Genomic DNA, 15,927 nt, shown 5'->3' with positions numbered 1-15,927 from the left:
CCAACTACCCCCTACGCCTACACAATTAAACCACATCCACCCCCCGCACGAAAACCCCAAAAAAAAGGCTGGCACTAATCAGCCCAGCCTTTCTCTTAAAAAACCTTTCCCGCCTACACAGCCACATTAAACTCCCTCAGCGTATCATTCAAACTCGTCTTCAAATCCGTAGACTCTTTACGCTGACCAATAATCAACGCACAAGGCACCTGGTATTCACCAGCAGGGAACTTCTTCGTATAAGTACCAGGAATCACCACACTACGTGCCGGTACACGACCCTTATACTCCACAGGCTCAGAACCACTCACATCGATAATCTTAGTAGATTTTGTCAATACCACATTCGCACCCAGTACCGCCTCTTTCTCTACTACCACCCCTTCTACTACTATACAACGACTACCCAGGAAACAACCATCTTCGATGATCACCGGACTAGCCTGCAGCGGTTCCAATACCCCACCAATACCAACACCACCACTCAGGTGCACATTCTTCCCAATCTGTGCGCAGGAACCCACCGTTGCCCAGGTATCCACCATGGTGCACTCGCCTACGTACGCACCAATGTTTACATAAGAAGGCATCAGGATCGCACCCTTACCGATGAAAGCACCATAACGTGCAATCGCATGAGGTACTACTCGTACACCCAGCTCTTTATAGTTGGATTTCAGCTTCATTTTATCATAGAACTCAAATGGTGCGAGGTCTATGGTTTCCATGGGTTGGATAGTGAAGTACATCAGGATCGCCTGCTTTACCCATTCATTGACTTTCCAGCCTTCTCCTGTGGGCTCTGCTACCCTGAGCTTTCCTTTATCTACAGCTTCAATAACAGCTTTGACTGCATCGCTGTAAGTAGATTCCTGTAGCAGGCTGCGGTTTCCCCAGGCAGCCTGGATGAGTTCTTGTAGCTCCATTTTATCGAAATTTTTCACAAACATAGTAAAAGAGGGGGGAATTTTATATTTCTTACCTTTACGACCCTTTAAACCACTCTATGAACATTGCTTTCGATGCCAAACGGGCTTTCCAGAATAACACAGGTCTTGGCAATTATAGCCGGACCCTGATCAGTTCTTTGGCTACCTATTACCCGGAGCACCATTACTACCTGTATGCGCCTAAACTAACAGGGATGTACAATCCCGCTGCTTTCAGCAATATGACTACCATCCTGCCGCAAAAGCCACTGCATCGCCTCCTGAAAGGCCTGTGGCGCAGCAAATATGTAGTAGGTGAACTGGCACAACAAGGCATCGGTCTTTATCATGGTTTGAGTCACGAAATTCCTTTTGGCATTCATAAGAGCGGGGTGAAAAGTGTGGTGACCATGCATGACCTGATCTTTGAACGCAACCCGGAACAATACAATCCCATTGATGTGCAGACCTATCGCAAAAAGGCAAAGTATGCCTGCCAATATGCAGATAAAGTGATTGCTATCAGTGAGCAAACTAAACAGGACCTGATTACGTATTATAACACACCGGCCGATAAAATTGCAGTAGCCTATCAAAGTTGCGATGAGTCATTTGGTGTGCAACACAGTGATACGGAAATTGCGCAGATGCTGGAGAAATATAACTTTCCAAAGGAGTATTTTTTGTATGTAGGATCCCTGATTGAACGCAAGAATTTGTTAGGCATTCTCCAGGCGATGGTACAGCTGAAAGGCAAAATAGATGTGCCGCTGCTGGTAGTAGGAGGGGGGAGTAGTTATAAAAAGAAGGTGATTGATTTTATTATCGCCCATGAGCTGCAAAATCGCGTCATCCTGGTAAATGATACAGTGAAATTCGCTTATGATGATTTACCACTTTTGTACCAGGGAGCGAAGGCATTGATCTATCCCTCTTTTTTTGAGGGATTTGGGATTCCAATCCTGGAAGCTTTGTGGAGCCGCACACCTGTAATTACTTCTTTTGGTTCCTGTTTTGGTGAAACCGCCGGAGAAGCCGCGTTGTATATTGACCCGGCAAACGCAGATACTATTGCAAATGCAATGGAAGATGTCGTGAATAACCCGGGGCTGACAAAGGAATTAAAAGCAAAGGGAATCATACAGGCAGAAAAGTTTACAAGAGATAAATGTGCCGCTGAGGTGATGAAGGTGTACCGGAATTTATAATAATAAGACGCGATATAAATTTATGACGACCGATTTCGAAAATGATGTAACGGCTTCACTGGCCGCCCTGAGAACCGGAGGATTGATCTTATATCCTACAGATACCATCTGGGGCATAGGTTGCGATGCTACCAACGAAGAAGCCGTTAAAAAAGTCTTCGCACTCAAACAACGCCCTGAAAAGAAAAGCCTGGTAATTTTGCTGGCTGATGTGAAAGACCTGCTTAAATATGTCGCCCACCCGGATCCGGCTATTGCTGACCTGATCGCCGGTTTTGACAGACCTACCACTGTTATATATGAAGGAGCCCTCGACCTGGCACCCAGCGTGATCAATGAAGATGGGACGGTGGCTATCAGGCTCGTGCAGGACCCTTTTTGCCGTCACCTGGTAAAACGCCTTCGGAAACCATTGGTATCTACTTCTGCCAACCTGAGCGGCCAGCCCTCACCTGCATTTTATGCAGATATTGATCCCGCTGTTAAAAATGGAGTAGATTACGTCGTGTCCTACCGGCAGGATGATCATACCCCCCGCCAGCCTTCACGGATTGTTAAGCTGCTGAAAGATGGAACTTTACAAATCATCAGGGACTAGTATTATATCTGGATAAGTAGTGCCAGGTCGCTGATAGACTGCACTTTACCCTACTACTCAAACCCTGATGACGATACTATGGACTATCGGCTAAAAAAAGCTACTTTTGCCGTTTTATTTAAATATGATCAGCAGAAAGCCTATTGACATACCCTGTACCCTACAGGAACGTAAAGTGTTGGAGCAGATAGCTTTAGCAGCCCATGAGCTGGGCGTGCCCTGCTATCTGATCGGAGGCTTCGTGCGTGATAAACTGCTGAACCGCCGTACTAAAGATATGGACATAGTGTGTGTAGGAGATGGCATCGCCCTGGCACACAAAGTGGCTACTTACTTTGAAAATTCTAAAGTAAGCTTCTTTAAAACCTATGGCACAGCACAGGTAAAGTGGAATGAATTTGAGATTGAATTTGTCGGTGCCCGAAAAGAAAGTTACAGACAGGAATCCCGTAATCCCGATGTGGAACCGGGTACCCTCCAGGACGACCAGCTACGCAGAGATTTTACCATCAATGCCCTGGCGATCAGCCTGAATGAAGAAGATTATGGCAGCCTGGTAGACCCTTTCAATGGCCTTGCGGACATGGACGCAAAGATCATCCGTACCCCCCTGGCCCCTGCCCGGACTTTCAGCGATGACCCGCTTCGGATGATGAGGGCCATCCGCTTTGCCTCCCAATTGCAGTTTACCATTGCTGACGATACCTTCCAGGCTATCAGGGAGCAGGCAGACCGCATTAAGATTATCTCGCAGGAGCGTATTACCGACGAACTGAATAAAATCATGTTGTCTACAACGCCTTCTGTTGGCCTGAACCTTTTGTACAAAAGCGGTATCCTGAAGATCATCTTCCCGCAACTGGTCGATCTGGCCGGAGTACAAACTGTAGATGGCAAGCGGCATAAAGAGAACTTTTCGCATACCTTGCAGGTAGTCGACAATATCTCCCGGAATACCAAAGACCTCTGGTTACGTTGGGCAGCCCTGCTGCACGATATTGGCAAACCCGCAACCAAGCGATATGAACAGGGCCATGGCTGGACCTTTCACGGGCATGAGATGGTTGGTGCCAAAATGGTGCCTCGCATCTTCTCGCGACTGAAACTGCCCACCCATGAACCCATGCGCTTTGTTAAGAAACTCGTAGAACTGCACCAGCGGCCTATCAGTCTGACGAAAGAAAATATCACTGATTCTGCTATACGCCGCCTGCTCTTCGAAGCAGGAGAAGATGTGGAAGCCCTGATGATGCTCTGTGAGGCGGATATTACCTCGAAAAACGTATCCAAGGTGCGGAGATATCTGGATGATTATGAGATGGTAAGACAGCGTATGAAAGAGATCGAGGAGAATGATCGCCTGCGTAACTGGCAACCACCCGTAACAGGGGAGATGATCATGGAAACCTTTAACCTCACTCCCTGCAGAACTGTCGGCGATCTGAAAAATGCTATCCGTGAAGCCATCCTGGATGGGGTCATACCCAATACCTACGATGCCGCTTATGCCTTTTTGCTGGAAAAAGCAAAAGAGATGGATTTGACACCAGTTAAATAAAAATGTTAATTTAGTAAAGTGCTGGTGTTTCTGATTTTTAAGGTTTGATGTTTGATATAGTAGATATTAACATTAAAACCGGAGGCGGAAGCACCCAATTATTCAATAAAATCCTTTATTGTCATGCCTGTTTTGAAATTCAGAGTTTATTGGGAAGAAGATGAAAGTGTGTACAGGGATATTTCCATTAAACCAGACCAGACATTTTTACAATTCCACCAAGTCATTTTGCAGTCATTCGAATTTGACAATAAACATAAAGCGACTTTTTTCCGTAGCAACGACAACTGGCAACGGGGAAGGGAGATCATTCTCGAAAAAGACAATGTAGTCCGCAAGGCAGAACCATTACTGATGGAGGAAACTGTCATCGGAGCTGCCGTGAAAACGCCTAATCAAAAGTTTATTTACCTCTATGATTTTGCGAAGAACTGGACATTCCTGGTTGAACTGATCGGGGTATCCAAAGATGAAAATTCAAGAGTGACCTATCCGCTTTGCGTGAGAAAAGAAGGATTGGCACCCAGCCAGTATGGTACTAAAGGACTGGTAGGTGATAAACTGGTGGAGATGGAAGAGAAGTACGATCTGAATAAAGAAGGCATGAGTGAAGATGGATTTGGAGAAGAAGGAGAGGAGGATGATAACAATGAAGGTGATGAAGAAGGAATGGATGATGGTGGCAATGAAGACATGTATTAAAATGAAGACATGTATTAAGATACATGAGCGATAAGAAAGTTATAGTAATAGCAGGTCCTACAGCTGCCGGTAAAACGGCGATGGCTGTGCAGGTGGCACAATATTTCAACACCGCGGTAATATCAGCAGATTCCAGGCAGTGCTATAAAGAAATTAGCATAGGCACGGCGAAGCCCGGTCCGGCTGAATTAGCGGCAGTCCCCCATTATTTTATCAATTCTCATAGCATTCGCGAAGAGGTGAATGCGGGTATCTTTGAGCGATTGGCATTACAATATGCAGAGGAAGTGTGGAGGAACAATGATGTTGTCGTATTATGCGGTGGCACGGGATTGTATATTAAAGCCTTCTGTGAAGGCATTGACGATATACCTGCGGCCCCGGCAGCACTCAGGCAACAGATCATTGCACAATATGAGCAGGAAGGGTTAAGCTGGCTGCAGGAGGCTGTCAAAGCCAAAGACCCCCGGTTTTATCATGTAGGCGAGACCCGGAATCCACAAAGATTAATGCGGGCTTTGGAAGTGATTGAAACTACCGGGAAATCCATCCTCGAGTTCAGGACAGGGAATAAAATCAACCGGGATTTTGAAATTATCAAGACGGGGATTGAACTGGAGAAACCGCAATTGCATGCTAATATTGAGACAAGAGTCAGGCAGATGATGAAGGATGGCCTGGTGGACGAAGTGAAATCAATGACAGCATTCAGGACTCACAATGCTTTGCAGACTGTAGGCTATACAGAAATCTTTGATTACCTGGATGGGAAAACAGATTTGAAGGAAGCGGCCGAACTGGTAGTAATTCATACCCGGCAATATGCGAAACGGCAGATGACCTGGTTCAGGAAAGATAAAGAGATCATGTGGTATGAGAAAGGAGAGGGCTTACTGGAAGATCTAAAAAAAAGGGTGGGACTATAGCCCCACCCTTTTTCTTTTTTATAATAATCTTTAGAATTTCCATCCAAAAGTGGCTAAGCCTGTATAAGAATGCTTTTCTATCTGGGCTGCTGCAGGGGTTACATAACCCATGTTATTAGCCAGCATAGTATATGGCTGTACATAATTGGTAGAAGAACCATAGATGAATGCAAGATCCACATAGAAACCATTGTTACGGTAGCCGATACCACCGGAGTAGTAAGAGCGTGCACCGTCCATGCTGCTCAGTTTATAAGGGCTGCCATAGTAGGAATAACCCAGGCGGAGCGCAATGGTATGCAGTTTCAACTCACCACCTACGCGGAAATTGGAAGCTGCCTGGTAGGTATCTTTAATACCATTGTTTCTATCCGTTTCAGTTTCACGGTCATAACCGTCGTGGTTTTTAAAGCGGAAGTGCATGGAAGCGTAGTCTACATATTCATAATCGAAGGAGATAAAACCTGTAGGCTTACGGGTGTCAGCAGATGGTGCAAACAGGTAAGTCGCACTCAGGATACCTTTCCATGGAGTCCGGATGGTGTATTTAGACTCATCGTCCAGTCCATCATAACGGCTATCGCGGGAAGAGAATGAATTGATACCATTGCTCTTCGTAGAAGTGGTCATATCGGTAGAATACTCATCTGTGAGCCACATCCAGGATGGTGAGTGTACGGTTGCACCCAGGCTTAAGGAACGAACAGGCCTGTAGATCACACCCAGTTTCGCGTTCACACCTGTACCATATGTTCTCAGGAATTCAGTTGTCGTGAAGTAGTTGAGGTCCGTAGCTACGGTATTGGTGTTTGTTTCTCTCCAGGTCAGGTCTCTCCTGTACTGGATGTTTGGAACACCTACCCCACCACCGATATAGAACTTATCATTATAGTTTGCACCGAATGTACCGGCAAATTCAGTATTACCGCCTCTTTCAAAGCTGGTGCTCTCCTGGCGAACTTTCACACTGTTGTCTACCCCTTCAGCTGCGGAATAGAATGTACCTGCAAAAGAACCGTCTGAATTTTTAACAGGATTGATCAGGTAAGTCTGGTAGGCAAGTGCGGAGGAATGTGCCAGGATGGTCTGATCAGGATCTCCTCCCAGCTGTGCATTAGGATTGGTAATGCCTGCTGCATCTGCCGCCAGGTAATAGTTTAAAGACAGGGAAGAGTTGCTGATTTCGCCTGTATAATAAGTACGCTGGTTAAAGTTGTACGTACGGTTGATCCCAATACCGCCACTGAAGTTCTGCCATTTGCTCCCCGGTTTCTTTCTTTTGCCACCCCAGATGAGGGTTGCGTTTGAGATATTCAGGTTAGTCCTGGAATCACTGGCAGATTCTTTCTGGTATGTTCCGGTGGAGGATATAGAAGGTACACCGATGGTAAAGGAGAAGTCACTGGTTCTGAAGAAACCTACAGTAGCAGGATTTATATACATAGAGGAGGCTTCCCCACCCAGGGCCCCCTGGGCTCCACCCACTGCTTGTGCACGGGCAGATCCGGAAGGAGCGCCGCTGCTGAAACGTAAAGCGTCGTCAATGTTCTGTGCCTGAAGTGAAATACAGGCTCCTGTCATAGCAATGGCTAACACCATTCTTTTCATCATATGGTAGAATTAAGGGTTAAAAAATACCCCGGCCTATTTGACCAGGGTAGATTTTTAAGAATATCAATGATCAAATCATTTGTAAAATTTAGTTACGGCCTCTGCCACCGCCTACGCGACCACCGCCGCCGCCACCACCAAAGGAACCACCACCACCGCCGCGGCTAGGGGTATAAGATGGAGCCGGTGTATAAGAACGCTGTGGCTGATAAGTAGGCTGAGACTGTTGAGGAGGTGAATATGACCTGGCTGGTGTATAACCACCACGTGAACCACCGCCATTATCCACTGTAGTACGCTCTCCGGAAGAAGGGGAGAAGGTACGTCTTGGCTGGTAAGAACCATTGTCGCTGCGGCTACCACCATTAGACATACGACCACCACTGTTGCCGGAACCGTTATCCACTACCCTGCTTGGACGGAAGTCTGTATTTCTGGTACGGCCACCTGTTGAGCCACTACCTACTAAACGGCCACCTGTTGATCCTGAGGAAAACGCGGTGTTACGTGTAGCACGTCTGTAGCCGGTATAGTAACCACCATGACCATAGTAACCGCCACCATAGTAGCCACCGTAATATGGATAACCATAACCGTAGCCGTAACCATAGTAAGGATAGTACCATGGATCGTAGAAACCGCCGTAATATGGGTAACCGAAGCCGAAGCCAAGGCTGAATGCAGAACCATAGTAAGGATAACCATACCCAAAGCCTAAGCTGAAGGAGCTACCATAGCCATAACCATAGTATGGATTGGCATACATGCTGGAATAAACACCAGGTGTGCCATAATAATCATAGAAACCGCCGGAATAGCTGCTGTTGAACAGACTTAAGCGACGTGCATAATCCCCCTGGTCATCATCGTAGTTAACGTATGTACCCCCATCTTCACTATCGGTATATGAAACGTTATCATCCCGGTTATTATTATTTGAAGAAGCATAAGTGGGTTTAACTCTCGGAGAATAATATACATCATCCGGTGTTTGTGTGGTTTTATATGCTGACGAACAGCTACTTAATATCATTAGCGTTAGTACAGCAAGGTAAGGAGCTGATTTCATTGTCGGAATTTTTAGCCTGAATTACACTATAAATTTACACTATTTAAACGTTCAAATGTCGGTAAACGTTACAAGATTACTCAACCGCTCATAATATTTTCCTAAACTATTTGCACGTTTCTGATTTTCATGTAGGTTTGTGACATTTTACCTTTTGGTAATATATTTAGTACAAATATTAAGCCAAAATATGTAATTAAATATAATGTTTTGGACAAGTTTGTGTAATAGCTTGTAATTCAGTAAAATAATCGACAATTATATAATCAGATTTTAAATGAGTAAAGAGATCACGGCCCGTTCCGACGACTATTCACAGTGGTATAATGATTTGATTCTAAAGGGCGGTTTAGCCGATTATTCTGCCGTAAGAGGATGCATGGTCATCAAGCCTTATGGTTTTGCGCTCTGGGAAGGCATGCGCGATGTACTGGACAGGAAATTCAAAGATACAGGGCATCAGAATGCTTACTTTCCCTTATTCATCCCCAAAAGCTTCCTGAGCAAGGAAGAAGATCATGTAGAGGGTTTTGCCAAGGAATGTGCAGTGGTCACTCACCACAGGCTCATGAAAAATCCTGATGGCCCCGGTGTAGTGGTAGATCCCGCTGCAAAGCTGGAAGAAGAGCTGATCGTACGCCCAACCTCCGAAACAATTATCTGGAATACATATAAAGACTGGATCAAGTCTTACCGCGACCTGCCATTGCTCATCAACCAGTGGGCAAACGTTGTGCGCTGGGAGATGCGTACCCGTTTGTTCCTGCGTACCGCAGAATTCCTTTGGCAGGAAGGGCATACCGCCCATGCAACTGCTGAAGAAGCGATTGCAGAAACTGTACAGATGCTGGAAGTATACGCTGACTTCGCAGAAAACTATATGGCGCTGCCTGTTGTAAGAGGGGTGAAATCTCCTGCTGAGCGTTTTGCCGGTGCCCTGGATACTTATTGTATCGAAGCACTGATGCAGGATGGTAAGGCATTGCAGGCAGGTACTTCTCACTTCCTTGGCCAGAATTTTGCTAAGGTATTTGACGTAACTTTCACCAACAAGGAAAATAAGCTGGAACATGTATGGGCCACTTCATGGGGGGTATCTACCCGCCTGATTGGTGCCCTGGTGATGGCACACAGTGATGACGATGGTCTGATCCTGCCTCCCCGCATTGCTCCGCTGCAGGTAGTCATCGTACCTATTTATAAAGGTGCAGAGCAGAAAGAAAAGATCGATGCGAAAGTAAATGAGATCATGAATGATCTGAAAGCGCAGGGTATCCGTGTAAAATACGATGATGCAGATAACAACCGTCCTGGCTGGAAGTTTGCAGAGTATGAAATGAAAGGAGTGCCTGTACGTATCGCTATCGGTGCAAGAGACCTGGAAAACAATGTAGCAGAAGTAGCGCGCCGCGACTCCAAAGAGAAATCCAGTCAGTCACTCGATGGCCTGGGTGCTTACATCGGCACATTGCTGGAAGAAATCCAGACGCAGATGTACAATAAGGCGAAAGCCTATCGTGATGAGCACATCACACCTGCCAACACGATGGAAGAATTTGAAAAACTGCTGGACGAAAAAGGTGGTTTCATCTCCGCACACTGGGATGGCACTACTGAAACAGAAGAAAAGATCAAAGAGCGTACAAAGGCTACCATTCGTTGTATTCCTTTGAACAATCCTCAGGAAGCCGGTACCTGCATCCTGACTGGTAAACCTTCTACACAGCGTGTATTATTCGCGAGAGCTTATTAATTGATGAGTTGATAAGGCCGGATTACGACCTGTTAACTCCTCTGCTCAGAGATATTCCGGGAGCAGGGCTGATCCGCCAGATCAGTCCTGCTTCCCTTAGGTTACATAATCCATAAAATCTGACCTTATTCATGCCTGCAGTCCGCTACATATTATGTTGGATACTGTTGACTGTGTGCTTGTGCGAACTCGCATCGGCACAGGGCCTCATGATCCGCAACTATAATGTAAAAGACGGTCTGGCCAATGCTACTGTGTATACCGCCGTGCAGGATAAGGAAGGTTTTATCTGGTTCGCCACCCCCACAGGTGTCAGTAAATTCGACGGAAAACGCTTCCGTAACTATGCCAAGAAAGATGGCCTGACAGATAATGATGTCGTACGGCTGTCAGCCGATTCCAAAGGGAGAGTGTGGTTCTCTACCCTGAATGGATTACCCTCCTTTTACTTCAATTACGAGATTCACTCGGGTGCCAATGATTCCTCGCTGCGGATCGATTCTCACGGACAGTATATGCAGTACATGTTCGAAGATTATGCAGGCTTTATATGGTTCCTCAATACAGACAGCAGGATTATCCGCTACAGCGGCATGAGAACAGAATATAAGCAGGGCCGCACCGATCTTTTCTACTTCCTGCGCAATGATACCATCTTCAAGCCCCTCCAGAATTATTTCAACCTCGGTACCCTGAAAGATATCAATAACCCTGCAATAAAGATTTTCCTTTCTTCCCCATACCCGGCAGATGATGATGTGTTCATTGGCAGAATCAGAAAGAACCCGATCGTCATTCTCAAAAATGCAATTTATACCTACAACAATAAAGAAGCTACCTGTTTCTTCAATGGTCCCGACTGGGGCATCAACGATGAAATCAGTAATGTATGCCTGGATAACGATAACCTGTGGATCGGTACCCCGCGTGCACTGTACTACCTGAAAGACTTTTTCAAAGGAGCACGCCACATTACCAAGCTGCTCGACAATCACTACATCACCTCTATATTGAAAGACAGGGATGGCAACATCTGGATCACTACCTTCGGTGACGGCGTGTATAATATCCCTTACAAAAATTTTTACTTTAATTATCTCGATAATACAAACGGACTATTTTCCCACTCCATCTTCAGCATCTGCAAAGACCGTAAAACCGGTATCCTGCTGGTAGGCCAGAATGCAGGCGTGCTCAATACAATTGACAGCAACAACAATATCCGGCGCTTCAACCTGGATACTACCAGTGGCCGCAACAGTATCCTCAGCATTTTACCTTATAAGGACAATGAAATCCTGATCGGTGCAGACAATGGACTCTTTACCTTCAACACCCTGCAGCAGCGGGTGTCTGTACTCCGGCCTATCAAGAATATGAAGGACATGGACGTAGGACCCGATGGAAGCATCAGGGCAGTGTCCAAAGACCAGGTGATAGGTGAGAACTATTCAGTAGAGGTACCCGATGTGCAGATTACTTCTGTCGCCAGCGTCAGTGACTCCTCTTATTATGTGGGTACAGGTTCCGGCTTGTTCTATGGCAAAGACGGATCTGCCAAAGTGGTGATTCCGGGTACAGAGGTGGAACTGCACCAACCTGTCAAAGACCTGAAGTATATAGATGGCTACCTCTGGATCGGTACGGCTGACCAGGGCCTGTATGTGCTGAAAAACAACCGGGTAGTAAAGCATATTGGCTCGGCAGATAAGCTGGTGAGCGACATCTGCCAGCAACTATATTATGATGGCGTAGGCAGATTGTATGTATCGACCAACAAGGGAGTATCTGTCATTGACGTACATACCCAGACCCTGATCAGGAACATCACCAGCAATGATGGCCTGATGAGCGACGATACCCGGGGAGTCTATTACCAGCACGGGGTCTTGTACATCGCTACATCCAACGGCCTCAGTTATTTCAACGACAAGAATATGCCCGTAGATACCGTGCCACCTCCGGTATACTTAAGTCATATCAGGTACGGCGACAGTACCTTCCTGCCCGCTAAAAAGATTACCCTATTGTACCAGCGCAAAGCTTCATTCGAAGTGGAATTTGGGGCAATTGCCTATGATTTGCCCGATCTGGTAGAGTATCAATACAATTTTTCCAGCGATACAAGCAGTGGATGGATCACGACCATGTCCAATATCGTACCTTTCCCAGACCTGCAGCCGGATACTTACGAATTGCAGATCAGGGCCAGGAAGTATAAGAGTGAATGGAGCCAGCCGGTAGCCATTACGGTGACCATACTACCGCGCTGGTACCAGGAATGGTGGGCAAGGGGAATCGTGATATTGCTGGCATTGTTGCTGGTGGCGTTTATACTCCGTTATATCTTCCTGCGGTTCAAAGACGGGGAGAAACGGAAAACAGAATACAACAGGAGAATCGCTGAACTGGAAGCCAAAGCCCTGACCAACCAGATGAATCCACACTTTATATTCAACTCCCTGAACAGCGTACAGCACCTGATCATGGAGAAAGAAGAAAAGCAGGCGCTCAATTTCCTCGCGGATTTTGCCACCCTGATGCGGCAGATGCTCAATAATTCCAGGAAGTCTTATATCTCCCTTGACGAAGAAATTGCCTTCCTTACCCGTTATATTGAGTTGGAGAAGATTAGATTTGCAAATGTATTTACCTACAACTTTGCGTTGCAGGATGCATTGAAGGATTATACGATCTACATACCCCCTATGATTATCCAGCCGATCGTGGAGAACGCGATCAAGCATGGCCTGGCTCCAAAGAACGGCAGCGGGCACCTGGAGGTGAAACTGATGCTGAAGGGAGACATGTTATACTGCTCCGTAGATGATGATGGAATTGGTTGGGACAGGGCCAATGAATTGAAGAGCGGACGCCTCGTAAAGCACGAATCTACAGCGCTGAGCGTGATCCGGGAGCGGTTGCAGATTATAAAATCTTTTAATGGAAATGTTGGAAAGTTAGAAATTATTGATAAATTTAAGTCAGGTTTCGGCAATAAAGAGGGTACGCTCGTTGAAATTCTGATTCCCATTGTTAAGATGTTATGAGTAATATAAAAGCTGCGATCGTAGACGATGAAGTCCGCAACATCCATATTTTGCGAAATATTCTTGAAAATTACTGTAAGGATGTTACGGTAGTCGGGGAGGCGCAGAACATTCATGACGCGGCGGAAATGCTCAAAAATACCCAGATCGATGTATTGTTTCTGGATATTGAAATGCCGCCACATAATGGATTCCAGTTATTGGAAATGTTCCCTGTGCTGAACTTCGAAGTCATCTTCATCACTGCGTTTCAGGAATATGCTTTACAGGCAATCAAGTTTGCCGCATTAGACTATCTGCTCAAGCCTATCAAGGTGAGTGAGGTAGAAGACGCATTGGAAAAAGTGAAGAAGAGCAAGAAGGGAAGACTGAATGAACTGGCATCTATCCTGAAAGACTATGTAAAGAACAATGACAACGCCTTCTCTAAAATTGTGATCCCGGTGAATGATGGGTATAACGTGATAGACCTGAAAGATATCATTTATTGTGAGGCGTTTGATAGTTATACGAAGATTCAGTTGATCAATAATGTCTCGCACCTGATCTCCAAGTCACTGAAAGAGTATGAGGAGATGCTGAGTGATAAAGGGTTTTACAGGGTGCACAAGTCATTCCTGATTAATATCCATCACATTGTAAAGATTATAAAAGGATTGGGAACGGCAGTCGTCATGAGTGATCAGAAGAATATACCAATCAGCTCCAGGAAGAAAGATGAGTTCTTCGCACAATTAAAAGGAGTCATAAACTTATAATAGAAAATGCCCGGCGAATAGCCGGGCATTTTTGTTTTAAAAGAATAAATAATAAAGCCCCGGTCTCTCAACCAGGGCTCTTCTTTTCCTTAACTTATAAACCTATATGAAAAACGCTCATTAAAAATCAGTACCATTCGTCAAATCAATATTGTAATAGTACACACCATTCAGCTCAGGATATACACCTTCCAACTGCACCTTCTTCTGTTTTTCAAGAATGCTTCTCAGTTGTTCTACTGAAGTTACCGCCTGATCACCTGCTTTCATAATAATAAAAGAAGGCTTCATGTTCGTTTGTTTCTTCAGTATACCACTGCTGATGTTGTCTACATAGATACCGCCACGTATACCGATCTTCGCTGCATCACCTTTTTCCAGTGTCACCAGATCCGCGCCCAGCGCATCGATCACGGTTGCTTTTACTATATTGGTATTACCATCTATGTTCTTCAGCACTGCATTGGCCGTACGTGCTTTATCATTACGGAGGTAGCTGATACTGATCTTATCACCTGGTTTATACCTGGCAATCTGCTCAGTCATCTGTGGAATAGAGGGTGTATTGATACCGTTGATACCTGTGATCACGTCTCCTTTCTGAATGCCTGCATCAGCTGCCGCACCACTGGCTACTACATCAGTCACCACCACACCATTCACATCCCTTCTTACCCCATAATCTTTCCATTTCTCCTCGGGAATGCTGTTAGGATCCTGGTATCTGATCCCCAGGTAAGCACGCTGTACGTTACCATACTTCATGATATCATTCACCACTTTCTTCACCAGGTTCACCGGTATGGCGTAGGAGTAACCTGCATATGCACCGGTAGGAGAGGCGATGGCGGAGTTAATACCAATCAGTTCACCTGCGGTATTGATCAGTGCACCACCACTGTTACCCTGGTTTACAGCAGCATCCGTCTGAATGAAGGACTCGATAGCATTTCTCTTAGCTTGTTTATTGATACCGATAGAACGGGCCTTCGCACTCACGATACCCGCTGTCACAGTGGTTTCCAGGTTTAATGGATAACCGATGGCAAGTACCCACTGACCAATCTCAACGTCATCAGAGTTGCCATACAGGAGGTAAGGCAGGTTCTTCGCGTCTACTTTTATCACTGCGAGGTCGGTATTAGGATCGGTACCGATCACTTTTGCCTTGTAAGTCTTGTAGTCGTTGAGCGTAACGGTAATTTCGTCCGCGTCATCTACTACGTGGTTGTTGGTCACGATATAACCATCGTCAGAAATGAGTACACCGGAGCCGGAAGCCATCTGGCCCGGCACATAATATTTACGTCCGCCACCGCCACCCTGGAATTCATCGCCGAAGAAATCATCGCCGAAGAGGTCTTCGAGCACACTTCTTCTTCTTTGCAGGTTGTTTGATACCTGGCGGGGATTAATTTTAGTCTTAATGTGCACGACTCCTGGAACAGCCAGTTTGGCTGCCTGGGAAAAGTCAGTAGGTGGTGTAATGTTTCTGTTTTCCGTACCAGGCATGTAGCTGGTATAGTTTACTGGAATGTTGTCTGATCCATTTTGATAGGGACCTGCCTGCCGGGGCTGAAATTTGCTGTAAACAAATACGCTGGCAAAGGCAGTGGCCGCGCTGATTAGAACAGTTGCCGCAATTTGCCGGAATTTCATATTCTTTTGTGTTTAGGTTTTTTGAAAGTAAAAATATTGATATAAGGAATATAACAATTTTAGTGCCTCTGATACAAATTTAAGGGGGCAGGTGGTTCATTCAGCC

General features: G+C 45.8%; 12 protein-coding genes. 8 read left to right on the top strand and 4 right to left on the bottom strand.

From position 1 onward, the window contains the following. Window positions 1-113: 113 nt before the first annotated feature. A complete protein-coding gene (locus DXN04_RS31665; protein WP_116857492.1) occupies window positions 114-926 on the bottom strand; it encodes a 2,3,4,5-tetrahydropyridine-2,6-dicarboxylate N-succinyltransferase in 813 nt (270 codons plus the stop codon). Between the two features lie 80 nt (window positions 927-1,006). Between DXN04_RS31665 and DXN04_RS31660 the strand changes: the two genes are divergently transcribed. From DXN04_RS31660 to miaA, 5 genes are all read left to right on the top strand, one after another. Continuing rightward, window positions 1,007-2,137, top strand: coding sequence for a glycosyltransferase family 4 protein (locus tag DXN04_RS31660; RefSeq protein WP_116857445.1), 1,131 nt, complete (start codon window positions 1,007-1,009; stop codon window positions 2,135-2,137). A gap of 22 nt (window positions 2,138-2,159) precedes the next feature. Beyond that, complete coding sequence (locus tag DXN04_RS31655) at window positions 2,160-2,735, top strand: L-threonylcarbamoyladenylate synthase (protein ID WP_116857444.1); 576 nt, start codon at window positions 2,160-2,162, stop codon at window positions 2,733-2,735. Window positions 2,736-2,859: 124 nt separating this feature from the next. Continuing rightward, the gene (locus tag DXN04_RS31650) at window positions 2,860-4,293 is read left to right on the top strand and encodes a CCA tRNA nucleotidyltransferase (protein ID WP_116857443.1); all 1,434 of its coding nucleotides are present in this window, start codon (window positions 2,860-2,862) and stop codon (window positions 4,291-4,293) included. A 123-nt stretch (window positions 4,294-4,416) separates the two neighbouring features. Then, entirely contained in the window at window positions 4,417-4,995 is a 579-nt protein-coding gene (locus tag DXN04_RS31645; RefSeq protein ID WP_116857442.1) for an IS1096 element passenger TnpR family protein, read from the top strand. Between the two features lie 23 nt (window positions 4,996-5,018). Next, on the top strand, window positions 5,019-5,921 hold the full coding sequence (miaA, locus tag DXN04_RS31640; protein ID WP_116857441.1) for a tRNA (adenosine(37)-N6)-dimethylallyltransferase MiaA: 903 nt from the start codon (window positions 5,019-5,021) through the stop codon (window positions 5,919-5,921). Between the two features lie 30 nt (window positions 5,922-5,951). Here miaA and DXN04_RS31635 read toward each other — a convergent pair whose 3' ends face one another. Together DXN04_RS31635 and DXN04_RS34675 are read right to left on the bottom strand one after the other, a co-directional pair. Beyond that, window positions 5,952-7,532, bottom strand: coding sequence for an OmpP1/FadL family transporter (locus DXN04_RS31635; RefSeq protein WP_116857440.1), 1,581 nt, complete (start codon window positions 7,530-7,532; stop codon window positions 5,952-5,954). Window positions 7,533-7,620: 88 nt separating this feature from the next. Continuing rightward, on the bottom strand, window positions 7,621-8,601 hold the full coding sequence (locus tag DXN04_RS34675; protein WP_147320121.1) for a hypothetical protein: 981 nt from the start codon (window positions 8,599-8,601) through the stop codon (window positions 7,621-7,623). A gap of 277 nt (window positions 8,602-8,878) precedes the next feature. Between DXN04_RS34675 and proS the strand changes: the two genes are divergently transcribed. From proS to DXN04_RS31610, 3 genes are all read left to right on the top strand, one after another. Next, entirely contained in the window at window positions 8,879-10,354 is a 1,476-nt protein-coding gene (gene proS / locus DXN04_RS31620; protein WP_116857438.1) for a proline--tRNA ligase, read from the top strand. Between the two features lie 179 nt (window positions 10,355-10,533). Next, complete coding sequence (locus DXN04_RS31615; RefSeq protein ID WP_158569261.1) at window positions 10,534-13,404, top strand: sensor histidine kinase; 2,871 nt, start codon at window positions 10,534-10,536, stop codon at window positions 13,402-13,404. Continuing rightward, window positions 13,401-14,162, top strand: coding sequence for a LytR/AlgR family response regulator transcription factor (locus tag DXN04_RS31610; protein ID WP_072363242.1), 762 nt, complete (start codon window positions 13,401-13,403; stop codon window positions 14,160-14,162). The genes DXN04_RS31615 and DXN04_RS31610 overlap by 4 nt, the downstream gene beginning before the upstream one ends. 120 nt (window positions 14,163-14,282) lie before the next feature. Here DXN04_RS31610 and DXN04_RS31605 read toward each other — a convergent pair whose 3' ends face one another. Beyond that, on the bottom strand, window positions 14,283-15,821 hold the full coding sequence (locus DXN04_RS31605; RefSeq protein WP_116857436.1) for a trypsin-like peptidase domain-containing protein: 1,539 nt from the start codon (window positions 15,819-15,821) through the stop codon (window positions 14,283-14,285). Window positions 15,822-15,927 lie beyond the last annotated feature (106 nt).

The organism is Chitinophaga silvisoli (genome assembly GCF_003412465.1).
Lineage (GTDB): Bacteria > Bacteroidota > Bacteroidia > Chitinophagales > Chitinophagaceae > Chitinophaga > Chitinophaga silvisoli.
Note: the sequence above shows the minus strand (reverse complement) of the source record. Positions and strands in the feature narration are given on the sequence as shown.